Origin of the sequence: Thomasclavelia spiroformis DSM 1552 (assembly GCF_025149465.1) — a bacterium.
GTDB lineage: Bacteria > Bacillota_I > Bacilli_A > Erysipelotrichales > Coprobacillaceae > Thomasclavelia > Thomasclavelia spiroformis.
Window position 1 is genome coordinate 1,117,108 of sequence record NZ_CP102275.1, and the last position, 26,640, is coordinate 1,143,747.

Consider the following 26,640-nt stretch of genomic DNA (forward strand, 5'->3'; position numbering starts at 1 on the left):
ATGGAGCAATCATATTATATTTTTACAAGTGGAGAACTTCGCCGAAAAGATGATTCATTAGTATTAATAAACGAAAAAGGTAAAAAAGATATTCCAATTGAAAGAGTATACGATTTATACATATTTTCTACAGTAAGTATTAATTCTACTTTACTATCGTTTTTATCACAAAAAGGTATTTGTGTGCATTTTTACAATTATTATGATTTCTATATTGGTTCTTTTTATCCTAAAGAAACATTAGTGTCAGGTAGTTTATTAGTAAAACAAGTTGAAAAGTATCAAGAATATGAATCAAGATTATTAATTGCTCAGCAAATTATAGAAGCTGCATCATATAATATTTTAAGAAATTTAAAATATTATAATTCTAGAGACAAAGATTTAAAACAGTATATTATGCAAATAGAAGAACTTAGAAAAGAAATATATTCTACTAGAAATATCTCTTCATTAATGGGTGTAGAAGGAAATATACGTAAAGTATATTATGAATCATGGAAAATAATAATTGATCAAGATATTGATTTTGAAAAAAGAGTTAAGCGACCACCTGATAATCTTGTTAATACACTTATTTCTTTTATGAATACTATTATATATACAAAAACATTATCAGAAATATATAGAACGCAATTAAATCCAACTATTAGTTATTTACATGAACCATCAGATAAACGTTTTTCCCTTTGTTTAGATCTATCTGAAGTATTTAAACCATTGATTGTAGACAGAACTATATTTTCATTATTAAATAAAAATATGATAACAGAAAATGATTTTTATATTGATGATGGTGGCTATTATCGAATGAAAGATTCAACTATAAAAGTTGTTGTTAGTGCATTGGAAAATACCCTAACAAGAAGCATTAAACATAAAGATTTAAATAGAAGTGTTTCTTATAAACACTTAATAAGGTTAGAAGCGTATAAGTTAATTAAACATATTATTGATGAAAAAATATACGAAGGGTTTAAAATATGGTGGTAATATGTATTTGATTGTTATATATGATATAAAACAAGAAGAAAATTATACTAAAAGGCAACGTTATGTTTTTAAAACATGTAAAAAATATTTGACACATATACAAAATTCTGTATTTGAAGGAGAACTTGATCGAGCTCAATATTTATCATTAAGTTCAGAATTAAAAAAATATTTGATAGAAGATATAGATTCATGTATTATATTTTCAGCTAGGAATAATGTATGGATGAAAAAAGATTTTATTACTAGAAAATTAGAAGGAAATGATCAATTTATTTAAAAGTCTTCAGTCGATCTTGATTATGCAAAAACACGAGGAGTACGACAGAGTAAATTTAGCAAATAAACAAAATAAACATTGTATTTATACAATTGATATGATAATTTAAAGATATAGAGATAATTTAAGATAATTATTTATGTAATTTAATGCCTGATAACGGGTTTATAATCTGTTCATTATATGAAATGTAAATTTTTGATTGATGTTATTAACAAACATACCTTTGGCAGTTTATAATCTGTTCATTATATGAAATGTAAATCTGCACAGCGTGCAGTTAAAGATTTGCAAAGTGCAGGTTTATAATCTGTTCATTATATGAAATGTAAATAAAGGATTACAAAAATATATCGTATGGGCAGAAGGTTTATAATCTGTTCATTATATGAAATGTAAATTGAAGAAACTATCACATACGTAGAGACTGATGTTAGGTTTATAATCTGTTCATTATATGAAATGTAAATACCCTTTGACGTGTGGCTCATTCAGCTCATCTAGCGTTTATAATCTGTTCATTATATGAAATGTAAATATCAAAGATAAACGGCAATTGGAAGAGTTTATGTTCGTTTATAATCTGTTCATTATATGAAATGTAAATTTGGAATAATATTCAGCAACACCCTTAAATTGATTAAGTTTATAATCTGTTCATTATATGAAATGTAAATTTACTTTGAATTACAAACACTAATGCTCCTGTAGTGGTTTATAATCTGTTCATTATATGAAATGTAAATTGGTAAGCTACTACTTGCTCTATCCTGCCTTGTTTGTTTATAATCTGTTCATTATATGAAATGTAAATAATACAAGCCTTGTTTCATGATCGATAAGACAACGAAGTTTATAATCTGTTCATTATATGAAATGTAAATATCATCAACAAAAAAACCAATTTCATTTGCACTGTCGTTTATAATCTGTTCATTATATGAAATGTAAATCGTAAAGGCGTTCCGTCTCTTTTTTCACCCTGCTGGTGAGTTTATAATCTGTTCATTATATGAAATGTAAATTCTTTTTACAAAGTTTTTTATATCATCATCAGGAATGTTTATAATCTGTTCATTATATGAAATGTAAATTCTTCAGCAAGTTCAACATCATCATCTAATTCTAACGTTTATAATCTGTTCATTATATGAAATGTAAATTTTATAATAAGTTACTGTTTTATCAACATATGTCATTGTTTATAATCTGTTCATTATATGAAATGTAAATGTGGTTTTTTAGCAGTTGGATCAGCTGGATGGTTTGGTTTATAATCTGTTCATTATATGAAATGTAAATGTAAATATCTTCAATGTTAGCTAAACTAAGGTCGCTGTTTATAATCTGTTCATTATATGAAATGTAAATTTTTTTTGATAAGATGTATGCTGAAGAATTTCCGGACGTTTATAATCTGTTCATTATATGAAATGTAAATCATACTTATGGCGATATGTTTAATCTTGTAAAAAAAGTTTATAATCTGTTCATTATATGAAATGTAAATTATAATCTAGAATAGAGCCATTTAAATCATCATTACGTTTATAATCTGTTCATTATATGAAATATAAATATTTGTCAAAAAGGTCGCTCAGAATTAAAATTTGCGTTTATAATCTGTTCATTATATGAAATGTAAATGTGCTTTATTAAGTGATGCAGATAAAAATTTCGAATAGTTTATAATCTATTCATTATATGAAATGTAAATGTCAGTCAGACCAATTTATAACAAGAAGTAAATTGGGTTTATAATCTGTTCATTATATGAAATGTAAATATTTCATAATCTCCAACATCGTTCCATCCATCTTTGTTTATAATCTGTTCATTATATGAAATGTAAATCTTTTATCTGTTGATCTACTTTGTAGGGAACAGTAAGTTTATAATTTGATCATTCTATGAAACGTTATAAAAGATATTTCTTGTTTTAGGCCTTAGTGGTTGTAGTAACAACTCACAAGATGAATCATCCAATTCATCAACAAATGAAAATAACACACACAATACAGACACAACTACTATTGATGGTAAGATATTAGTTGTTTATTATTCGGCAACTGGAAACATTGAAGATGCAAGAAATATTGAACTTGTTTCAACAACAGTAGAAAATTGGGATGAGTATGATCGGGGGTTTATTGGTTATCCACTATGGTGGCAATACTGCTTAGCAAGTAAATAGTTTTGTTGAAAACAATGATTTTATTGGAAAAACTGTGATTCCATTTTGTACTTCTTCAAGTGATGGAATTGGTGAAAGTGGTCAATTGTTAGCTGGTATGGCAGGAACTGGTAATTGGCTAGAAGATAGAAGATTTTCATCAAATGTATCTCAAGATGATATTCAAGAATGGATTTCAAGTTTAAATTAAAGAAGGTGTTAATGATAAAGATATCAATATATTTATTGCATTTTATGAGTGATTAGTGTAGCAATTACAGATGTAGAGTTACTAAGCTTGGGTAATTTACTATCAACATTTTATTGTTACGGTATCCGTGATCCATTTTATGATCAATTTATTGCAAATGCTAATGCTTCAAAGAAAAGCAGGGGTTTTAGTTGAAGAGTTAGAATTAAAAAAACAAGTCTTATGGTGCAAATAGAAATTAGATTTTTATTTACGATAAATGATTAGAAGATATTTTTAATCAAGTATAGTAATTTTATTTCATAAATATTATAGAGACAGATAAAAAAGAGATATTGACGATATTGTTGATATCACCTTTTTTGTAAAATTAAATTATTTAGTGAAAGTTAAAATTTATTAGATAATATTAATAAAACCATTGAAATATAAGTAATAAGATACATTGATTGTAGGTTACTAGAGAATATGATAAAATTTAAGTAGAAATAAAAAAATGAGGTGAAAATTTATGTTTGATGTTAAAAATTTTACAGATAATAATGACATTCGAGTAATAAATGAACTTGGTCCATTTAAAGTTATTGAATTTATTCGAGATTTAAGTGTTACGCCACAAGATGCTCAAACTGCATATTTTTGTAATGAAATGAATGTTCGAAAACGGCAAGTAATTTGTGATGTAAGTAAAGCAAATATTACACTTCAAGCAGGAGCAATGCAATGGATGGTTGGAGATGTTCATGCTACAACTGGAATTAAAGGAGTAGGAGATTTTTTTGGTAAGGCAGTGCGTGGTAAAGTAACTGGAGAATCAGCAATCAAACCAGAATATACCGGTCAGGGATTGTTGGTTTTAGAACCAACATATAAACACTTGCTTTTAATTGATCTAGATGAATGGAATAACTCAATTGTACTTGATGATGGATTGTTTTTAGCTTGTGATGCGTCTTTAAAGCATAAAGCAGTAATGCGTTCTAATTTTTCTTCAACAGTAGCTGGAAATGAAGGACTATTTAATTTAGGAATTCAAGGTAGTGGTGTAGTATGTTTGGAATCTATGGTTCCAAAAGAAGAACTTATCGAAATCACATTAAAAGATGATGTGTTAAAAATAGATGGAAATATGGCAATTGCATGGAGTGGTAGTCTTGAATTTACAGTTGAGCGTTCAGGGAAATCGTTAATTGGTTCAGCTGCTAGTGGTGAAGGGCTTGTAAATGTATATCGTGGAACTGGAAAGGTATTGATGGCTCCAGTACAATAATAAAAGGAATCCACTATTGTGATATGAACCCCATTATTTGGATACTTTAATTTAAACTGGGGTGAAAGCAGTTATGGCTTTAAATCTCTGGGGGGTTGGGTATCAAATAAAGGTAGAAATATGGTGACTGTATAGTAACTGATTTCTACCTTTTATATTGGACTTATTCAATCATGTTTATTAAATAATTTTATTTTTTTATATTTACCACGTTTTCTTCCAGACTTTTTGATTATTTGTGACTGCTTTAAGGAAGAAGGCAGAGAGTTCTTGTTTAATGAAAACATAATTCTATTTCTCATTCTTGAGAAGTTTCTAAATCCATTGGCATTTTTTAGAATTGTTTTGATTCTTGAATTTATTCCTTCAATCTTGCCATTTGATATCCTTTGATCATTATATATATGAAACGAATTGACAATTTCATCAAACCATTCAACAAGTGTTGTTGAAAATTTTCTATAACTTTCTATATTTGATGAAGCATATTCATTGATGACTTCTGATAAATTTACACGTGTATCATTGATACTAGAGGTCGTATTAAAAAATAAGTAAAGTTCTTTGAGCTCATAGGCTTCTTTAAGAACAGGACTGATATTTAGTATGAGTTCCAGCAGCTGAGGATAATTAATATATCTTTTTAATTTGTGATTATATTTCGCTTTATTTTCCTTGATTTTAGAGGAGTTCATCATTAAAAGATAATTGAAATTCTTGAGAAGATAATATTCAACAGAATCTTTCTCATGTTTCTTCATAATTTTTATTCTTTCATTTTTAAGAAGGATATTAATATTTTTAATAATATGAAATGAATCACAGCATAATAAAGCATGAGGGAAATAGATTTTCTGTACTTGTCTATAGGTTTCAAACAGATCAGTACATATATATTTAACACTATGTAATTCCTTTTTATTGATGAGCTGAGTATAGCTGTCCCAATTTTTTAATTTTCTTCCTTCGATAATATCGATGATATTACTGGTGTTAAAATCGACAATAACACAAGCATACTTGTTTTTGCTTTTTCTGTTCCAGTAAAATTCATCGATGCAGATAGCATCTGTAAAAGGAAGTTTTTTCATTTGACCTAAGGTATCAAATACATTTATGACTTTTGTAGGAGATGTATGAAATTGTCTAGCAGTCATAGAGAAAGTAGCGGAATGTTCTTTTAAGAAGTTCATCATTTGAATTTCAGAGAGATCAGTGAAAACAGAACGTTTTGTAGAAACAAAAGGATTATCTTCATAATGATAAGATTTACACCTACTACAGTAGTAACGCCGCTTTCTATAAATGATGCGAGTATCAAAGCATCTGATAATCTTATGACTGAGCTTAACGTTACGATAATCCTTGACATAGAGTTTATGAAAGCAAAGAGGACAAAAGAATTCTTTTCTGGTTAAAGTAATGTAATAAGTAATACGGTTATTTTCTTTTTTTGAAGTACAAGACTGTACATCAGAATGATTAAGGTTTAAAATGTTGATGATATCATCGTACATGATATTACTTCTTTCCTGATAGATTGACATGAACAATCAAATCATATCATGAAAGGATTTTTTTATATAAAAAGAGTCATCAACAGATGACCCCAAATAAAGATTAAAGGAGAAATCGAAAACCCCAACTTAAATTAAAGGTTATCGTTTACCCCAGTTTAAATTAAAGCGCCTAAAAATATAGCTATAATAACTTTTTACTGCTCTTTTATATCAAAGTTTTCTTTTGAAAATAATTTGTGAAAGCAACAAGTGTTTATTAAACTAATAAGAATCATATCGTTGAAAAAATTATAATAATATATTTAAAACTAGCATGTTTTTTTAATATATAAAAAGTTATTAAGTTAAAATAGATAAAATTTAAGATATGTTTAGTAAGATTTCTAAAAAAAATTATTTGAATGTAGAAGAAATTAAAAAATGATAGGAAATAATTGATCTATATGGGTAAATAAGTGAGAGAATTATAAAAAATTAGAGTTTGAAGCCAAAAAAATATAATATAAATAGATATATTATTTAATTTTATTTACAGAAATAGTTGATAGATTTATTACAAAAAATTATAATTAGGAATGTATTTTTATTTTATATCGTTAATTAATGTTTGTTATATTAGTTGTTTTCTTTGTTGTTTTTTAATTTTTTTTGTTAGTTAGAAGTAAAATAACAACAATTAAAAATTTATTATTCATAAATTCATCAATTTTTGACAAGATTATTTATTATAACTCGTTATAATAAATAAAAATTAAGAAATATTTAGAAGTTCTTCAGGTCGTTCTTAAGGATTATGTTTGATAATATATTTGGGAGGAAAACGAATGAAAAGAAAACAAATTTATCCATATATATTTTTAACATGCCTAGCTTTGATAATGGTAGTAGTTATCATACCATCAAAAAATATATTTGGTTCGAATACCGATTGGCTAAGTCAACATGTTAATATCGCTGATTATTTAAGACAGCTAATTTTAGATAATAAATCTATTTTTCCAGATTTTGCTTTTAATCTTGGTGCTGGTCAAAATATATATAATTTTTCATATTATGGTTTATTACGACCGGATATTTTGCTTAGCTGCTTATTTCCTTTTATTGAAATAAAAAATATTATTATTATATATATGATCTTTAACTTGGTTGTAAGTACGAATTTAATGTATTATTGGTTAAAACAAAAACGATTTAATTTTTTATTATGTATTATTGGAGCGATTATGCTATTGTCTTCATCGATTTTATTTCAAAGTCATCGACAAATTATGTTTGTTAATTATATGTCAGGATTGTTATTAGGATTAATTGCGGTTGATCAATATCTTGAAACTAGAAAAAATAAATTATTAATTGGCTCGATTGTTTGGATCATTATTAATAGTTATTTTTTTAGTGTCACGGCAATATTTGTAATTTTTAGTTATTATTGTTTTGAAGTTATAAATAAAGATGGTTTTGAAATCAAAGAGATATTACAAATTCTTAAACCAATTATAATCGCAATATTAATATGTAGTGTTTTATTGTTACCAACTGCATATGTAATGTTAGAAAATCATCAAACTAAAGCTGAAACAATAAATTTGATTAATTTATTTATTCCAGACTTTAATTTAAATTCTTTATTATATGATCCTTATGGATGTGGTTTAAGTTATTTAAGTTTGATTGGACTTATTTTAGGTTTAACGCTTAAAAAAACAAGAAAATTAACTATTTTTATATTATTAATTTTATTTATCCCAATCTTTAAATTTTGTTTAAATGGTTTTTTATATCCACGAAATAAAATACTTATGCCATTTATTCCAATAATTATTTATGTCGTAGTGAATACATTAAATGAATATAAACAAACAAATAAAAAGATAAATATTGCTTTATTAATGTTATTCATTTTACCAGTTGTTATTGTAATAAATAAACCATTAATAGCATTAGATATTGCTATTTGTTTAATTGGAATTATCATCTATTTAAAATTAGATCACCAAGCATTACTTATATTGACAGTTATGCCATTATTAGTATGTTATGCAACTAATCAACAAGAAAGTTATGTTACTAAAAAGACATATAATCAGGTAAATAAATTAAGTAATGTTAAAGTTGAAAACAACTATCGCTATGATTCTTTTAAACAATCATTAAATACAGTAAATCAAGGAAATAATACTTATCGAACTTCAATTTATAGTTCAATAAATAATAACTTATATAATCATTTTTACTACGATGTAATTAAAAATCCTATTAGTATAAGAAATAGAGTAGCATGTATTTCAAATTCAAATATCTTTTTTCAAGGATTATTAGGAGTAAAAACGGTCTATAGTGAAGATGTTGTACCAATTGGTTATAGACAAATAGAAACAAATTTATATGAAAATAATAATGTTTTACCATTAGTTTATGCAACTAGTAATAGTTATGATAATAAACAATTCAATGAATTACAATTTCCTGATACATTAGATACTATTTATAATAATGTAATAGTAGAAAATGGACATAAAGATTATCAAAGTAAAATAAAAAATATTGATTTAAATACGTCAATTAATTATCAAAGTAATAATTTAAAGATAACTAAAATAGATAATGGTTATCAAATTGATACTAAAAATAATAGTAAATTAGAATTGAATTTAAATACGATCTTAGAAAATAAAATTTTAATTATAGAATTTGATATTAAAGATGTTAAATACATAGAAAAACTTGATACAACAATAAAAATAAATGGCATAAAAAATAAATTATCTAGTATAAATGCAGCTTATCCAAACAATAATACGCATTTTACATATATTATTAGTCAAAATGAACCCTTAGATAAATTACAATTAGAGTTTAGTCAGGGTCATTATAATTTGAAAAATATAAAAACGTATATTTTAGATTATGATGTAATTAAAAATCGTCACAATAATGTAGATGCTTTAAAAGGTGTTTATAATCAAGATGGATTTGTTGCTCGGGGTGAAATTGATGTAAGTAAAGATGGTTATTTAGTTACATCGTTTCCATATCAAAAAGGATTTAGTGTTTTAATTGATGGAAAAGAGGTTGAAAGTGAGTGTGTTAATACAGCTTTTTTAGGAACTAAAATTTCTAAAGGTAAACATGATGTAGAAATTGTTTTTAATGCACCAATGAAAAATATTGGGTTATGTTTAAGTTTTGGTGGTTTAGTTTTATTTGTAGTACAAGGGAGAAAAAAAGATGAAGAAAGATTTAAAAGAGTTGATTAGTTATATTATTGTTGGTGGATGTACAACGTTAGTCAATTTTATTATTTATTGGCTATTAATTAAATTAGTTCATCAAGGATGGTTAGTTGCAAATGTAATATCATGGATAGGTGCTGTGATTTTTGCTTTTTTTGCTAATCGACAATATGTTTTTAAAAGTGAAAATGATGCAAGTAAAGAAGCTTATCAATTTTTTATGCTTAGATTAGCTACTTTAGTAGTTGAAAGTACATTATTGTTTATATTTATTCAATTGTTTAGTTTAGATGAAATGATCTCAAAGATATTTGTCAGTATTGTTACTGTGGTTTCTAATTATGTGTTTTGTAAATTTAGAATTTTTGTTAAAGGAGAAGAGTATGGACAAAATTAGTGTGATTGTACCATGTTACAATGAAGAAGAAGTATTGCCATTGTTTCATCGAGAAGTAACAAAGGAATTGAATAAAATAAATAATATTGATTACGAAATTTTATTTATTGATGATGGAAGTCACGATCAAACAATTGAAATATTAAGAGAGCTTTGTGTTAAAGATAATCATTGTAACTACTATTCATTTTCAAGAAACTTTGGTAAAGAAGCTGCCATGTTTGCAGGATTAGAAAAATCAACAGGTGATTATTGTGTGATTATGGATGCAGATTTACAACATCCACCAAAATTATTAGCCCCAATGTATCATGCTGTAAGTCAAGAGGGATATGATTGTTGTGCGGGCAAAAGAATGGATCGTAGCGGTGAAGGAAAAATAAGAAATTTTTTAAGTAAATCTTTTTATAAAGTGATTCAGTGTTTTTCTAAATTTGATATGAGTGATGGTGCTGGAGATTTTAGAATGATGAGTCGTTTGATGGTTAATTCGATTTTAGAAATTAGAGAATATAATCGATATATGAAAGGATTATTTTCATATGTTGGTTTTGATACAAAATGGATCCCATTTAATAATGTAGAAAGAGTAGCCGGAAGTACAAAATGGAATTTTAAAAGTTTATTTTCATATGCATTAGAAGGAATCTTCTCTTTTTCAACAGCACCATTAAAGTTAGCAGGAATTGTAGGAATAATTTTGTTTATTGGATCGATTTTATTATCTTTATATACAGCTATTTCAACTTTATTATATGGAAATGATGTTAGTGGTTATACTACAATTGTTTGTCTTATTTTATTTTTAAGTGGTACTCAAATGTTATTTATTGCTATTTTAGGTGAATATATTTCTAAGGATTATATGGAAAATAAAGCCAGACCTATATATATTGTAAAAGATAGTAATAAAAAAATGGTGGATAATAAATTAAACAGATTATAATATAGCTAGAGTGTATGCAAATACACTCATTTTTATTACATGTATAAAAATGTTTATATATTGCACTTTTATCATAAATGTATTAAATATATCTCATTGTTAATAAGCTATTATTTATTGAATAATATGGTTATGTTATAATAATTTAGTTGTCATTTCCTCCACTCGTAAGAGAAAGGAGGTGACATTCTGTGGAGATATTAATCACTATTTTGGTATCTGTTGTAGCTGATATTATAGCCTGTTTTATTGGCAAATGGCTTAACAAATACATAAAAAAATGACAACAAATAAAAAAGGAACGCTGACACGTTCCTTTTTTACATTCTGTGGCTTAATCACTATTTGCCTAAGCACATTATATATTATGGTAAAAAAAAAATCAAGTATTCACAAAGTTAATGATGCTTAATAATTAAGTATAATATTTATAGGAAGAAATTATTATATTTACTACGATATTTGTCTTATAGAAAGATGATTAATATATGATAATAACTAAGTTTTAAGGCTTTAATATTATCTTGATAGAAATTAAGAGGAGATGGAAAAATAAAGCCAGTAAATAAATTAAGTAGGGCATTAATAGTCGTATTATTTTGTTTTATTGGTATATATTTTTAAAAAAACAGATGAGCAAAAAGCAGTAAATGTCGATATTAATAATGAACTATTAGAAGATAGTATTGGAATAAGTATGACTAAACTTGATTATGTTTCGCAAAAATAGGTTATACTTCATGATTATTATGGACTATTTGTTTATGATATAGTGAATCGCTTAATATATTGTGCGTTAGATTTAAAATATTATGATATGGATAGTATAAAGGAGATCAAGCATGTAATATATATTTTGCTGATAACTATATATATTATCTAATGGCAATAAAACAGATAGATCGTTTAGATAATTTTTCTCCAAATAAGTCAATTAAAAATACTGCTGATTTAAAAAGTACATTCCAGATTATAAGGATAATTAAGGAATGTTTAGTACTAGTTAGCGTTATTTTCAAAAGCAACTTGTCTATTTAAAACCTGAAATACTTTTAATAAAGGATATTGAGTTAGTGATTGATGATGTTGTGAATAATACAACTAAATCTATGTATTTGATAAAAATGTAACTGAAAATTAATAAGTATTTATAATTAAGTATTCGGTGTTAAGAAAGTTAGATTTGATTCAAGGTAATTTTATTTGGGGGATATATTCTCCTTATATGTTTTATAAAATAAAAAATTTAACAAAATAACTCTTTATATAATGAGTTATTTTGTTAAACATAATTTTATTTCCAGTTTTTGTAACTAATCCAATTTTCATAAGGAAACATGTGTTTTAAATTATGGCATACTTTTTTTTGTGATTTATAATATTTAACTAAATCATTTTTTTGTTTTAATGTTTTTTTATTGTAAGTAGGAATCATAGGTAAAACAGGGTTGTTTTTTTGATAATAATTACCAAAGTATTTTAAGTTATCTGTTTGTTTGAGATTCTTTACAATGTTTGTAACAATTGTACTGGTCATTTTATGATGCTGATGACCATATTCTCCTTTAGGATTATGAGTAACAATTGTTTTAAATTGTTTCTTAGATAATAAATATTTCAAATCATTGATAATATTTTTGTATGATGTTTTCCAATCATCTCGTTTATTATTTGTTTTATCAGGATAATCAAGAATAATACCCTGATTATGTGTTTTATTCATCACCTCATTAAATTCTTTTTTTCTAGTTTTGTTATTGCCATTAGTTAAACAAATCACTAGATATTTATCTTTAAGTAAATGACCGCCACCCCAAATTGTTTCATCATCTGGATGAGCAACAATCATAATATTTTGATATGTATCAATATCAATTTGATCAAAAATTTGTTGATGGATAATATTGTTATTTGATAAATCAATATTTGTATATCCATTTAAAAGAATTAAACATAATAATATTATTTTTTTCATATTTAAATTCTATCATGATTGCAAATTAATATAATAAAGGCTTTCTTAAAATTACTTAAGATTAAATAAATTATTTTTAAACTATTTTTATTTTAGTTAATGAATGATAAAATATAATAAACAGAGCAATTATTATAAAGGAGATAAGATGAAATTATATTATAAAGGTAAATATGATTTAAATCCTGAATCATTACCTCATGGAAATCATAAACCAGGAGCAGTTATGTTTCAAGAACCTAAAGATAGTAAAACTTTATCATTACTTTTAACTAAAATAAGTTTAATAATTATTGTTGTATTAGGAATTATTGCAATTATTCGATGTAAAAATTATTTAACAAATTCTTTTTGGCAAATACTTTTTGGATGTGTTGCACCAATATTAATAATCTTTCCTCATGAGATATTACATGCTATTTGTTTTAAAGAGAATGTATATTTATACACAAATTTAGCACAAGGAATGTTATTTGTAACTGGTGTTGAGTCGATGAGTAAATCAAGGTATGTTTTTATGTCGTTATTACCAAATATTGTTTTTGGTTTGGTTCCTTATATTATTGGATTAATATTTCCAAATTTGATTTTCTTTGTTGTATTTGGAATCATTTCAATTAGTATGGGAGCAGGAGATTATTATAATACATATAATGCTATAACTCAGATGCCAAAAGGAGCAAAAACATATTTGTATCAATTTAATTCTTATTGGTATATACCATAATTTAAACAAATCTTCAGTCGATCTTAATTATGTAAAAATATATGGAGTACGACAGAATAAATTTAGCAAATAAACAAAATAAATATTGTATTTATACAATTAATATGATAATTTAAAGATATAGAGATAATTTAAAATAATTATTTATTTAATCAATACCTGTTAACGGGTTTATAATCTGATCATTATATGAAATGTAAATAAGGCATAAGCCTAATCCCTAAAGGGCTAGATTACGTTTATAATCTGATCATTATATGAAATGTAAATAAAACTTTGTTTTAATTAAATTAAACTAAAAGTTAGTTTATAATCTGATCATTATATGAAATGTAAATAAGAACCGTTGCACTAACTGTACAATAGCTAATACGTTTATAATCTGATCATTATATGAAATGTAAATATTTATAAAAGTATGATTGATGAATGGAAAGAATTGTTTATAATCTGATCATTATATGAAATGTAAATACAAAAAGAAAAACAAAACGCGGTATTTTAAGATTTGTTTATAATCTGATCATTATATGAAATGTAAATAATGGAAAAGATTATATATTGTTCTACTTGAAGGTTAGTTTATAATCTGATCATTATATGAAATGTAAATCAGGATTTAGGATTTAAATATATTCCTAGTGAACAAGTTTATAATCTGATCATTATATGAAATGTAAATTCCTGAAGAGATTTAACACGATTTAGCAAAGGATGTGTTTATAATCTGATCATTATATGAAATGTAAATCAACTAGCATGATATCTGTTACATAATTTGCCCAATTGTTTATAATCTGATCATTATATGAAATGTAAATAAATCAATATTTAGGCGCACTTTACTACGTAAAGCTGTTTATAATCTGATCATTATATGAAATGTAAATATACCACTTTGCTTTACAAAACGTAAATCATCAAGTGTTTATAATCTGATCATTATATGAAATGTAAATAATATCATTGTTATTGAAAATATCACTAACGCCTAGTTTATAATCTGATCATTATATGAAATGTAAATCCCTCTGTTACTTCTTTCCATCCTTGTGGATACGTTGTTTATAATCTGATCATTATATGAAATGTAAATATTGAACCTGTGTCGCTACCTACTGCACCGATTGAGTTTATAATCTGATCATTATATGAAATGTAAATACACATGGGACAATTGCATAATCATTGTATTCAGAAGTTTATAATCTGATCATTATATGAAATGTAAATATTATTTACACCAAAATTATTAATTATGATGATATTGTTTATAATCTGATCATTATATGAAATGTAAATTATGATACCAAAACTAACACTGTCATTGATGCAGAAAGTTTATAATTTGATCATTATATGAAATGTAAATAGCAGAGTTACTGCCCATAAAGGTATGCTTTCTAAAGTTTATAATCTGATCATTATATGAAATGTAAATTTCTTTATGGTGGCGTTCTTGCAGATAGTATGTTTCGCGTTTATAATCTAACTAATCATTATATGAAATACTAGACATTGGTGGTCTAACTCCTAAACCTAAAAAGGTTTATAATCTAACTAATCATTATATGAAATGTGTTAGACTAAATTGGATATTATAGGAGAATTATTATAATTTAGTAAAAGTGGGATAATCTAAAATAGTAAGAAATAGAAGAATTTATAGTACTAAATTAAAAACTTGTAGAGTTGTAGTAAACCTAGTGCTGAGTTAGTTTGTGAATATGAATTAATTCTTTTTACTTTATTTTCATAGATTAATAAATATGATCTTAACTAATTCATTAAATATTGAAAAAAATTATAGTAATGCTCAAAAAGAACTTAATATTATTTAAAAATAAAGGGCGCTATAAAATTTCATGGGGATTTGAAACAAAAAATTTCAATTTCTCCCTTTAAAATATTATGGGGAGAATGTAGTATTTTTTCTTAATCAAATTCATCTGTTTCTTCATCAAATGATGTTTCTAGATCATCTGATTTCATTTTTATTGAATCATTATATTCTATATTCAAATCATATTTTTCATATTTGTTTTGAGAGTACAGTATTCTATTTCGTGTACATTCAAAGTTCTGCATTCCATTACCGTTATATATAATCTTTTTTATGTAGTAATTTTTTCCTTCTATAGGACCATTTGATATTCTTCTGTTTCTAACCCAAACAAATGAGTTTAATATTTCCTTTTTCCAATTATTGAGTGTATCGGCAACTTCTTTCATTTCTTCAATTTGAGAGTATCTGAATTGTTTGATGATTGAATTTAATTCTTTTTCCATATCATAATCATTCATTTCATCTTTACTTATATTATCAAAAGATCTATATATAATTTCTTTAGCTTATAAGCTTTATTGATTTCATCATCTATGAGTGTCAACTGATGCACAACTTCTGCTTGAGTTAAAGTATAATTTAATATTTTATCCTTTTTCAAAGTAAGATTATCTAAATCTTTTTTATTTTTAAGCAATAATTCAGAACGGTTTTTTAATAGACGATATTCCAATGAAGTTTTATCATTAGCATATTTACGCATGATTCTAATTCTAGTATTATTGAGTTGATCATTAATGTATTTGATGACATGAAAATGATCAACAAGAAGCGTTGAATGAGGGAAATAGAGCTTTAATAACGGTTTAAAAGTATAGCTCATATCTGTACAAATAAATTCAACAGCTTCTTTTTCTTTATTAGGGATATGAAAGAAATAGTCGACTGTGATTTCCTGTTTTCTTGATTTTAAAACATCGATAATCAAATTATTTTCAAAATTCATGAGTATAGCTGGATATTTAAATTTAGTTTTTCTTGAGAAAAAGAATTCATCAATAAGAAGGATTCTAGGAAGCTGTTTTCTTTTTACTCTAACATACTTATCAAATAGATTAATAACTTGGGTAGTTGAAATGCCAAATCTTCGTCCTACTTGGGAATAGGTAGCTGTATAAGGTTTTAATTCATCTAAGATAGTTATAACAGCAGTTCTAGTCAAATTAGAATTTTTATAAACGATAGGATTATTTTCTACAAAATAAGAATGACAGTCCTTGCATACATATTTTCTAAGTTTACAAACAATGAGAGTAGGTTTGCCATTAAAAGGACAACCAATCAAACAGGTTTTATAAAACCCTTTGCTTAAAAAATTGACTGAACCGCAGTTAGAACAACATTTGATAATTTTTTTAAATTTAATATATAGTTTATTTTGATTGAAATTAACTTCTAAATCCAAATCATCAACGATCTCATCATCGAGGTCAAAGATCCTAAGTAAAACTTTTTTATTTTTATCTATGATATAGAGCAGCCAGATAAAAAATAGTATAGTAAAAAGGAGAGAAAAATACTCCCCATTAGATTTTATTTGTTTCTAGTTAAAAATACGGATGTTGCGATTGAAAATAATATAGTGTAGAATGTATGTAATAATTGCATTGTTTTAGATAGTTTAAAATGATTTTTGTATTTAAGGAGGATACTATGGGATATAGTGAAGTAATTGAATTTGTTCAAGAAAATAATATTGAATTTATTAAATTAATGTTTTGTGATTTAACGGGGGTTACTAAAAACATTATTATTAGTGCTAAAGAAGTAAAAAAAGCTTTTAAATATGGGATTTCATTTGATGGTTCAAGTATTAAGGGATTTGCAAATCTTGAAAAATCAGATTTGATTTTAATGCCAGATCCAACTACGATTAATGTTATACCATATAGCCCATATGAAGGAATGATGGTAGGTTTTTTTTGCGATATCTTTACACCTGATTACAAACCATATGAATTTGATAGTCGCTTGATTTTGAAAAATGCAGTTAATAAATGTTTAGAGTATGGATTCGAACCAAAAATTGGAACAGAATGTGAATTTTATTTATTTCAAACTGATGAAAAAGGGAATCCAACTAATGAACCGATTGACCAAGGCGGATATTTTGATATTTACCCTTTAGATAAAGGTGAAAAAATAAGACGTGAGATATGTTTAAGAATGGATGAAATGGGTTTAGATACTGAAACCTCTCACCATGAAAACGGACCAGGTCAAAATGAGATAGACTTTAAATATAGTGATGCTCTTTATGCTGCTGATTATTTTTTGATCTTTAAAAATATTGTTGAAACAGTTGCTGTAATTAATGGCTTACACGCATCGTTTTTACCTAAGCCATTAATAAATGAAAGTGGAAATGGTTTACATATTAATCTTTCACTTACTAAAGATGGTCAAAATATTTTTAATCCGGAAAATTTCAAAAATTATCAATACGCTAAATATTTTATTTCTGGAATTTTAAATAGAACAATCGAAATGATGGCATTTTTATGTTCAACTGCTAACTCATATCAACGTTTAGGTGAATTTTCAGCACCAAAGTATGTAAGCTGGTCACATCAAAACAGATCACAATTAATCAGAATTCCGGCAGCTAGAAAAGAATTTTCAAGAGTTGAATTAAGAGTTAGTGACCCTGTTATCAATCCATATATTGTTTTTGCGCTTGTTATTAATGCTGGCTTAAAGGGAATTGAAAATCAAGAAGAATTAGTAGATGCGATTGATTTAGATTTGTATAATTTAGAAACTAATAATATTCATTTAAAAAAATTACCAGAAACTTTAAATGATTCATTAGAAATTATGAAAAATAGCAGTTTTATTAAAGAAGTTCTTGGTGAAAAATTAGTAGAAAAATATTATTTAATAAAAAAATTATAATTAACTAGGAGGTGATAAAGTGAATGGGATATTAGTAATTTGTTGTGATCATAAAAATTTATTAATGATAAAAGAAGTATTATTTAAGCTAAAATCACAAAATATTTTTTATGTCGAAAATATTGATAAAGCTAAAAAAATGATGCTTGAGCAACATTTTGAATTAATAATCGTTGATTCTACTTTATCATCAAAAAACTATATTGATTTTGTAAAAAATGTTATTAAAGTTACTAATAGTCAAGTACTATTAATGTTAAAAAGCGAATTTTATGAAAATATCGCTTATGAACTAGAACAAATGGGAATATATACTTTACCTAAACCATATAATCGTACAACATTATTTAATGTTTTAAGAATGTGTAGTGTTTCAATTAGAAATATTAATAAAGTAAAAAATGAAATCAATAAATTGCAAAAACGTCTAGTAGCATTAAAATTAGTAAATCAAGCTAAACTTATCCTAATTCAAAAATTTAATATGGATGAAGATGAAGCTCATCATTTTATTGAAAAAAAAGCAATGGATTATCAAACAACTAAAATTATTATCGCAAAAAAAATAATTAATAAATATGGATAAATTTATTGACAAATAAGTTATTACAGTGTAGAATGCCACGTAGAAAGACAAAGGCGTCTTTAAGAAATACCTTTTTAAGGTTATCTTAAAGTCGCCTTTTTTCTTGTAAATCATAAAAAGGAGATGATAGATTTTGACAAAATACATATTTGTAACTGGTGGAGTAGTATCGGGGCTTGGAAAAGGGATAACAGCTGCTTCATTAGGAAGATTACTAAAAGCTCGTGGACTTAAAGTAGCTTCACAAAAATTAGATCCATATATAAATGTTGATCCTGGGACAATGAGTCCTTATCAACATGGTGAGGTTTATGTTACCGAAGATGGAACAGAAACTGATTTAGATTTAGGTCATTATGAAAGATTCATTGATGAAAATTTGGATAAATATTCAAATTTAACAACAGGTAAAGTTTATTGGAATGTTTTAAATAAAGAAAGACAAGGAAAATACTTGGGTTCAACAGTTCAAGTAATTCCTCATATTACTAATGAAATTAAAGAATTTGTTTATAATGTTGGTAAAAGCTCAAATGCTGATGTAGTAATTACTGAAATTGGAGGAACAACTGGTGATATTGAATCACAGCCATTTTTAGAAGCAATTAGACAAATATCATTAGAAGTAGGTAAAGATAATAGTATTTTTATTCATGTAACATTAGTTCCTTTTATTAAAGGATCTAACGAACATAAATCAAAACCTACTCAACATTCTGTTAAAGAACTTCGAGGTATGGGGATTAATCCGGATATTATCGTGCTACGTTGTGATGAGCCATTAGAAAAATCAATTTTTCAAAAGATTGCATTATTTTGTAATGTTAAATTAGAAAATGTTATTGAAAATATCACTTTACCAAATTTATATGAAGCTCCAATCATGCTTGAACAATCAAATTTTTCTAAAGTAGTATGTGATGAACTTAATTTAAAAACACCTGAACCAGATTTAAAAGAATGGCAAGAAATGGTAGAGAAAATAAAAATGCGACCATTTGCAATAAATATTGGTTTAGTAGGCAAATATGTTTCTTTGCATGATGCTTATTTATCAGTTGTGGAAGCATTAAATCACGCTGGATATTATCATAATAGTCATGTTGAAATTCATTGGATTGATTCAGAATTGATTAATGAAGCTAATTACCAAGAAAAATTAAAAGATTTAGATGGTATTATTATTCCTGGTGGTTTTGGTGATCGTGGTATTGAAGGAATGATCTTAGCGTGTAAATATGCTCGAGAAAACAACTTACCATACTTTGGAATTTGTTTAGGAATGCAAATTACAGTTATTGAATATGCACGCAATGTTCTTGGTTTAAATGAAGCTGACTCAAGAGAATTTAATGAAAATGCTAAAGATAAAGTAATTGATTATATGCCAGGACAAAATGATGATATTGATAAAGGTGGTACGTTAAGACTAGGAGCTTATCCATGTATACTAAAAGAAAATAGTATGATTAAAAAGTATTATGGAATAAATAATATTAGTGAAAGACATCGTCATCGTTATGAGTTTAACAATGATTATCGTGATGTTTTTGAAAAAAAAGGTCTTGTTTTAAGTGGAATTTCACCTGATGGTAGACTAGTTGAAACAGTTGAATTAAGCGATAAACCGTTTTTTATTGGGGTTCAATTTCATCCGGAATTTAAAAGTAGACCTAATCGTGCACATCCTCTTTTTGTGGGATTTATTGAAGCAGCATTAAAGTATTCAATGGGAGGTAAATAATGGCTATTAACGAAGAATGTGGAGTTTTTGGTGTATATTCGCCAAATAAAAGTGATCTTGCTAATATTGTATATTATGGATTGTATGCTTTGCAGCATCGAGGTCAAGAATCTTGTGGCATTGTAGTAAATCAAGATGGTGTATTTTACAGTCATAAAGATTTAGGTTTATTAAATGATGTGTTTTCTAAAGATAAATTAATGAATTTTCCTGAAGCAAACATGGCAGTTGGTCATGTTCGTTATGGAACAACCGGGAAAACCAATCGTAATAATTGTCAACCAATTGAAGTAAACCATCAAAAAGGAAAAATGGCTTTGGCTCATAATGGTAATTTAAGTAATGCTTTTGAATTACGTAATGAGTTAGAATTATCAGGAGCAATTTTTCATTCTACAAGTGATACCGAAACAATTGCTTATATCGTTACTAAAGAAAGACTTAAAACTAATACGATTGAAGATGCTTTAAGCCAAGCCATGAAACAATTAGATGGAGCCTATTCATTGATTTTAATGTCTTCACAAAAATTAATCTGTGCTCGTGATGCTTATGGTTTTAGACCACTTTGTTATGGTATAAGTGAAGACGGGATGTATGTCGTCGCTTCTGAAAGCTGTGCTTTAAAAGCAGTTGGTGCTAGTTTTGTTAGAGATATTGAACCTGGAGAAATTGTTATTTTTAGTGAAGATGGTGTAATTTCTAGAAAAGAACATTGCAAGACAAAAAAGAAAAAAACATGTATTTTTGAATATATCTATTTTGCTAGGGGAGATTCAGTTATTGATGGTGTTTCGGTTCATCATTCAAGAAAAGAAGCTGGAAGACTTTTAGCAAAATATCATCCGGTTGATGGTGATGTTGTAATTGGTGTACCTGATTCGGGAATAGATGCTGCCCTTGGATACAGTCAAGAATCTAAAATTCCTTATGAAATTGGTTTTATTAAAAATAAATATATTGGACGAACATTTATTTCGCCAGGACAGTCTTCAAGACTTAATCAAGTAAAAATTAAATTAAGTGTTATTGAAGAAAATGTTCGAGATAAAAGAGTTATTTTGATTGATGATTCAATTGTTCGCGGAACAACTAGTGGCTTGATTGTTAAATTATTAAAAGAAGCTGGAGCTAAAGAAGTTCATATGCGTATATCTTCGCCACCATTTTTATATCCGTGCTATTACGGTACTGATATTGATTCTAGTGAGCATTTAATTGCCTGTAAACATAGTGTTGAAGAAATTGGAAATATTATTGGTGTTGATTCACTTGGTTATTTACCGGTTAATGAACTTAAATCACTAATTAATAGTGAGGATTATTGTAGTTCATGTTTTGATGGTAATTATCCAACTAAAATACCTAGTGATACAAGAAAAGATCGTTTTGAAAAACCGTTATTAAAAGAAAAGTAGTGAGGTAAATATGGAATATAATAAAAAGATAATTTTAGAAGATGGTAGTGAATATTACGGCAGAAGTTTTGGTGCCGATAATGAACGAGTTTGTGAAATCGTTTTTAATACATCAATGGTAGGATATCAAGAAATTATTTCTGATCCTTCATATACATATCAAGCAGTAGTCATGACTTATCCGCTAATTGGTAATTATGGAATAAATGATGATGATTTTGAAACTTCTATTCCTACAATTGGAGGTTTAATTGTAAGAGAATATAATGATTTTCCATCAAATTTTCGCAGTTCGTCAACGCTTTTTAAAATAATGGAAAAATATCATATTCCAGGTATTTATGGAGTTGATACTAGAAAAATTACAAGGTCAATTAGAGAACTTGGAAGTAGAAAAGTATTAATAACATCAATTGATACGCCATTAGAAAAAGGTTTAGAAATTTTAAAAAATAGTGAGATTTTACATGATGCTGTTAGTAAAGTAAGTACTAAACAAATATGGCATGGTGATGTTGAAAATGAAAAATATCATGTTGTAGCAATTGACTGTGGAATTAAACATAATATTATTAGATCTTTAAATAAATTAAGATGTAAAGTTACGATCGTTCCTTACAATACAACTTCTAGTGAGATTGAAAAGCTAAATCCTGATGGAATCTTTATTTCAAATGGTCCTGGCGATCCTCAAGATGTAATGGCTGTAGTTAATACAATTAGAAATTTAATAGGGAAATACCCAATTTTTGGAATTTGTTTAGGACATCAAATTGTTAGTCTTGCATATGGAGCAAAAACTTACAAAATGAAATTTGGTCATCGTGGAGCTAATCATCCTGTTAAAAATTTATTTACAAATAAAGTTGAAATCACTTCACAAAATCATTCCTATGCCGTAGATAATGATAGTCTTAAACAGACTGATTTAGAGATTACGCATATTAATTTATTAGATAATACAATTGAAGGTGTAAGATCACTTAAAGATAAAGTCTTTAGTGTACAATATCATCCTGAAAGTGCTCCAGGACCTCAAGATAGTGCATATTTATTTGATACGTTTATTCAATTAATGGAGGAAGAAAAAAATGCCTAAAAGAACAGATATAAAAAAAGTTTTAGTGATTGGTTCAGGGCCAATTGTCATTGGGCAAGCAGCTGAATTTGATTATGCGGGAACACAAGCATGTTTAGCATTAAAAGAAGAAGGATATGAAGTCGTATTGTGTAATTGTAATCCAGCAACAATTATGACAGATACAACTATTGCAGATAAAGTTTATATGGAACCACTAACTTTGGAATTTATCGCTAAAATCATTCGTTATGAACGTCCCGATGCTATCTTACCTGGAATTGGTGGTCAAACAGGACTAAATCTAGCAATGCAATTAGAAAAAAAGGGTATTCTAAAAGAATGCCAAGTTGAATTATTAGGAACAAGAAGTAAAAGTATTGAACAGGCTGAAGACCGTGAGTTATTTAAAGAATTGTGTACTAATTTAAATGAGCCAGTATTACCATCAGATATTGCAAATTCAATTGAAGAAGGAATTGAAGTAGCAAAAAAAATCGGGTATCCCGTAGTTTTAAGACCAGCCTTTACACTTGGTGGAACTGGTGGTGGATTTGCTGATGATGAAAAAGAATTAAAGAGTTTAATAAAACATGCATTAACATTATCACCAACTCATCAGGTATTAATTGAAAAAAGTATTAAGGGCTATAAAGAAATTGAATATGAAGTAATTAGAGATAAAAATGATTCAGCAATTACAGTATGTAATATGGAAAACTTAGATCCAGTAGGAATTCATACCGGCGATTCAATCGTTGTATGTCCTTCACAAACATTAACTAACAAAGAATATCATATGTTAAGAGATAGTGCTTTAAAAATCATTAGAGCATTAGAAATCGAAGGTGGTTGTAATGTTCAATTTGCTTTAGATCCTAAGTCATTTCAATATTATTTAATTGAAGTAAATCCTCGTGTTTCTCGTTCAAGTGCCTTAGCTTCAAAAGCAAGTGGTTATCCAATTGCTCGAGTATCAGCAAAAATTGGAATTGGGATGACGCTTGATGAAATAATGCTTGCTAATACACCAGCATTATTTGAACCAGCTTTAGATTATATTGTAACTAAAATGCCAAGATTTCCATTTGATAAATTTGCAGATGCCAATAATTCATTAAATACCCAAATGAAAGCTACTGGTGAAGTCATGGCTATTGGTAGATCATTTGAAGAAAGTCTATTAAAAGCAATTCGTTCACTAGAAATTGGTTTAGAGCATATTTATAATAGTAAATTTGATGAGTATAGTAATGAACAATTATTAGAGTATATTAAAATTGGTACTGATGATCGTATTTATGCAATTGCGGCTTTATTAAGAAATAAGATTGACATAAATACAATTGCTAATCTTACAGCAATTGATATGTTCTTTTTAAAGAAAATAGAAAATATTATTGAACAAGAAATTAAATTAAAAGAAAATCCATTAAATATTGAAATTCTTAAAGAAGCTAAACAAATGGGCTTTAGTGACAAAATAATTGGTCAATATTGGCATCAAAATGAACTTGACATTAGAAACTTAAGAAAAGAAAACAACATTTTACCAGTATATAAAATGATCGATAGTTGTGCTTCAGAGTTTTCTAGTTATATTCCATATTTTTATTCAACATATGAAGATGAAAATGAATCAATTGTTTCTAAAAAAGAAAAAATTATTGTTCTAGGATCTGGTCCAATTCGAATTGGTCAAGGGGTTGAATTTGATTATTCAACAGTTCATGCCGTTTCAACAATTAAAAATGCAGGTTATGAAGCAATTATTATTAATAATAATCCAGAAACAGTGTCAACTGATTATACATGTTCCGATAAATTATATTTTGAACCATTATGTGTTGAAGACGTAATGAATATCATTGAACTAGAAAAACCAATTGGCGTGATTGCAACTTTAGGAGGACAAACAGCTATCAACTTAGCTAATCCATTAAGTGAATTAGGTGTTAAGTTAATTGGAACTGATTGTACAGGAATTGAAAGAGCTGAAAATCGTGATGTTTTTGAAAAATTACTTGATAAATTAAATATTCCTCAAGCTAAAGGAAAGGCTGTTACTAATGTTTTTGATGGTTTAGAGGTTGCTAGTGAAATTGGATATCCAGTTTTAGTAAGACCAAGTTTTGTACTTGGTGGAAGAGCAATGCAAATTATCAATAACGATGAACAGTTAAAACATTATTTAAAAACTGCAGTAGAAATCGATGAAGATAAACCGGTTTTAGTTGATAAATATATTAGAGGTAAAGAAGTTGAAGTTGATGCTATTTGTGATGGTAAAGATGTATTTATTCCTGGAATAATGGAATTAGTTGAAAGAACTGGGATTCATTCTGGAGATTCAATTAGTGTTTATCCAACTTTTAGTATTAGTGAAAAGGTAAAAAATACGATTAAAGAGTATACGACTAAGCTAGGATTAGGAATTGGTATTATTGGTTTGTTTAATATCCAATTTATCGTTGATAAGGATGAAAATGTGTATATTATCGAAGTAAATCCTAGATCATCAAGAACAGTGCCATTTTTATCAAAAGTTACAAAATATAGCTTAGCTGATATTGCTACATATGTTATTTTAGGTAAAAGTTTAAAAGAACAAGGTATTATCGAAATGTCGCCTGAACACGCTAAAAAGTATTATGTAAAAGTACCAACATTCTCATTTTCTAAATTAAGTGGAATGGATACTTACCTATCACCAGAAATGAAATCTACTGGTGAAGCAATTGGTTATGATAAAAAACTACACCGTGCAATGTATAAAGCCTTAATCGCTTCAGGAATGTCAGTAGCCAATTATGGAACAATTTTTGTTACAATTGCTAATGAAGATAAAGAAGAAGCATTACCACTGATTAAAAGATTCTATGATATGGGATTTAATATTGAAGCCACTGTCGGTACGGCTAATTTCTTAAAAGAAAAAGGAATAAAAACAAGAATTAGAAAGAAAATTAGTGAAGGTAGTAATGAGATCCTAGAATCAATTCGTGCTGGTTATGTAAGTTATGTAATTAATACTCGTTCAACGATGTCATCACCTTCATCAAATAGCGATGGGGTAATTATTAGACAATGTGCTATTCAAAATGGAGTAACGGTGTTAACATCCTTAGATACTGTAAAAGTAATTTTAGATGTTTTGGAAGAGACAACGATTAGTATTTCTAAAATAAATGATTAGAGAAACTTTTAGTTTCTCTTTTTGTGTTATTAGAAAAATAATTTATATGTAATATAAATATTTTAAAGTAAATTTTATAATTTTTTACTAAAAATATAAAATTAGTAATGAATGAAAACTTGACAATTATTTATATTCAAGGTATGATGTTT

At 26.7% G+C, this 26,640-nt stretch carries 17 protein-coding genes, 1 pseudogene and 2 CRISPR repeat arrays; of the genes and pseudogenes, 14 read left to right on the forward strand and 4 right to left on the reverse strand.

The annotated features are described in order from the left end of the window. The 4 genes and pseudogenes from cas1b to NQ543_RS05155 all read left to right on the forward strand — a co-directional run bounded on the left by cas1b (position 1) and on the right by NQ543_RS05155 (position 4,927). Positions 1 to 993, forward strand: a complete 993-nt coding sequence (cas1b, locus tag NQ543_RS05140; protein ID WP_039904314.1) for a type I-B CRISPR-associated endonuclease Cas1b — start codon at positions 1 to 3, stop codon at positions 991 to 993. A gap of 1 nt (position 994) precedes the next feature. Beyond that, complete coding sequence (cas2, locus tag NQ543_RS05145; RefSeq protein WP_039904266.1) at positions 995 to 1,273, forward strand: CRISPR-associated endonuclease Cas2; 279 nt, start codon at positions 995 to 997, stop codon at positions 1,271 to 1,273. A gap of 163 nt (positions 1,274 to 1,436) precedes the next feature. Further along, positions 1,437 to 3,127: direct repeats of the CRISPR family, unit length 33 nt; unit sequence GTTTATAATCTGTTCATTATATGAAATGTAAAT. Between the two features lie 344 nt (positions 3,128 to 3,471). Further along, positions 3,472 to 3,657 (forward strand): annotated as a pseudogene (locus NQ543_RS05150) (flavodoxin); the annotation flags it as partial. A 511-nt stretch (positions 3,658 to 4,168) separates the two neighbouring features. Further along, positions 4,169 to 4,927 carry an AIM24 family protein gene (locus NQ543_RS05155; RefSeq protein ID WP_004609973.1) on the forward strand — a complete coding sequence of 253 codons (759 nt, stop codon included), beginning with the start codon at positions 4,169 to 4,171 and terminating at the stop codon, positions 4,925 to 4,927. A gap of 167 nt (positions 4,928 to 5,094) precedes the next feature. Here the strand turns inward: NQ543_RS05155 and NQ543_RS05160 are convergent, their stop codons facing one another. Further along, positions 5,095 to 6,444, reverse strand: a complete 1,350-nt coding sequence (locus NQ543_RS05160) for an ISL3 family transposase (RefSeq protein ID WP_187362838.1) — start codon at positions 6,442 to 6,444, stop codon at positions 5,095 to 5,097. An 827-nt stretch (positions 6,445 to 7,271) separates the two neighbouring features. Here NQ543_RS05160 and NQ543_RS05165 point away from each other — a divergent pair. Genes NQ543_RS05165 through NQ543_RS05175 form a run of 3 tightly spaced genes read left to right on the forward strand, consistent with a single transcriptional unit; the run spans position 7,272 to position 11,023 of the window. Continuing rightward, entirely contained in the window at positions 7,272 to 9,704 is a 2,433-nt protein-coding gene (locus NQ543_RS05165; protein ID WP_004609970.1) for a YfhO family protein, read from the forward strand. Beyond that, entirely contained in the window at positions 9,676 to 10,077 is a 402-nt protein-coding gene (locus NQ543_RS05170; RefSeq protein WP_004609969.1) for a GtrA family protein, read from the forward strand. The genes NQ543_RS05165 and NQ543_RS05170 overlap by 29 nt, the downstream gene beginning before the upstream one ends. Next, positions 10,064 to 11,023, forward strand: coding sequence for a glycosyltransferase family 2 protein (locus NQ543_RS05175; RefSeq protein ID WP_004609968.1), 960 nt, complete (start codon positions 10,064 to 10,066; stop codon positions 11,021 to 11,023). Before NQ543_RS05170 ends, NQ543_RS05175 begins: the two co-directional genes overlap by 14 nt. 1,294 nt (positions 11,024 to 12,317) lie before the next feature. Here NQ543_RS05175 and NQ543_RS05180 read toward each other — a convergent pair. Next, positions 12,318 to 12,998, reverse strand: coding sequence for a PIG-L family deacetylase (locus NQ543_RS05180; protein ID WP_004609966.1), 681 nt, complete (start codon positions 12,996 to 12,998; stop codon positions 12,318 to 12,320). Positions 12,999 to 13,146: 148 nt separating this feature from the next. Between NQ543_RS05180 and NQ543_RS05185 the strand changes: the two genes are divergently transcribed. Next, entirely contained in the window at positions 13,147 to 13,725 is a 579-nt protein-coding gene (locus NQ543_RS05185) for a DUF3267 domain-containing protein (protein ID WP_117605149.1), read from the forward strand. Positions 13,726 to 13,894: 169 nt separating this feature from the next. Continuing rightward, a CRISPR array of direct repeats spans positions 13,895 to 15,166; the repeat unit is 33 nt; unit sequence GTTTATAATCTGATCATTATATGAAATGTAAAT. 494 nt (positions 15,167 to 15,660) lie between these two features. On the opposite strand, the gene NQ543_RS05190 is transcribed toward NQ543_RS05185, so the two are convergent. Together NQ543_RS05190 and NQ543_RS05195 are read right to left on the reverse strand one after the other, a co-directional pair. Then, positions 15,661 to 16,029: a transposase gene (locus NQ543_RS05190; RefSeq protein ID WP_004609964.1), complete on the reverse strand. Its 369-nt coding sequence runs from the start codon at positions 16,027 to 16,029 to the stop codon at positions 15,661 to 15,663. An 11-nt stretch (positions 16,030 to 16,040) separates the two neighbouring features. Next, complete coding sequence (locus NQ543_RS05195; protein ID WP_187362837.1) at positions 16,041 to 16,976, reverse strand: transposase; 936 nt, start codon at positions 16,974 to 16,976, stop codon at positions 16,041 to 16,043. 248 nt (positions 16,977 to 17,224) lie between these two features. On the opposite strand from NQ543_RS05195, the gene NQ543_RS05200 reads away from it, so the two are divergent. From NQ543_RS05200 to carB, 6 genes are all read left to right on the forward strand, one after another. Continuing rightward, complete coding sequence (locus NQ543_RS05200; RefSeq protein WP_187362836.1) at positions 17,225 to 18,466, forward strand: glutamine synthetase family protein; 1,242 nt, start codon at positions 17,225 to 17,227, stop codon at positions 18,464 to 18,466. A gap of 19 nt (positions 18,467 to 18,485) precedes the next feature. Further along, a complete protein-coding gene (locus NQ543_RS05205; protein WP_039904265.1) occupies positions 18,486 to 19,052 on the forward strand; it encodes an ANTAR domain-containing response regulator in 567 nt (188 codons plus the stop codon). A 133-nt stretch (positions 19,053 to 19,185) separates the two neighbouring features. After that, entirely contained in the window at positions 19,186 to 20,796 is a 1,611-nt protein-coding gene (locus NQ543_RS05210; RefSeq protein ID WP_004609960.1) for a CTP synthase, read from the forward strand. Beyond that, the gene (gene purF, locus NQ543_RS05215) at positions 20,796 to 22,214 is read left to right on the forward strand and encodes an amidophosphoribosyltransferase (protein ID WP_004609959.1); all 1,419 of its coding nucleotides are present in this window, start codon (positions 20,796 to 20,798) and stop codon (positions 22,212 to 22,214) included. Before NQ543_RS05210 ends, purF begins: the two co-directional genes overlap by 1 nt. A 10-nt stretch (positions 22,215 to 22,224) precedes the next feature. Then, a complete protein-coding gene (gene carA, locus NQ543_RS05220) occupies positions 22,225 to 23,313 on the forward strand; it encodes a glutamine-hydrolyzing carbamoyl-phosphate synthase small subunit (RefSeq protein WP_004609958.1) in 1,089 nt (362 codons plus the stop codon). Beyond that, the gene (carB, locus tag NQ543_RS05225; protein ID WP_004609957.1) at positions 23,306 to 26,488 is read left to right on the forward strand and encodes a carbamoyl-phosphate synthase large subunit; all 3,183 of its coding nucleotides are present in this window, start codon (positions 23,306 to 23,308) and stop codon (positions 26,486 to 26,488) included. Before carA ends, carB begins: the two co-directional genes overlap by 8 nt. Positions 26,489 to 26,640 lie beyond the last annotated feature (152 nt).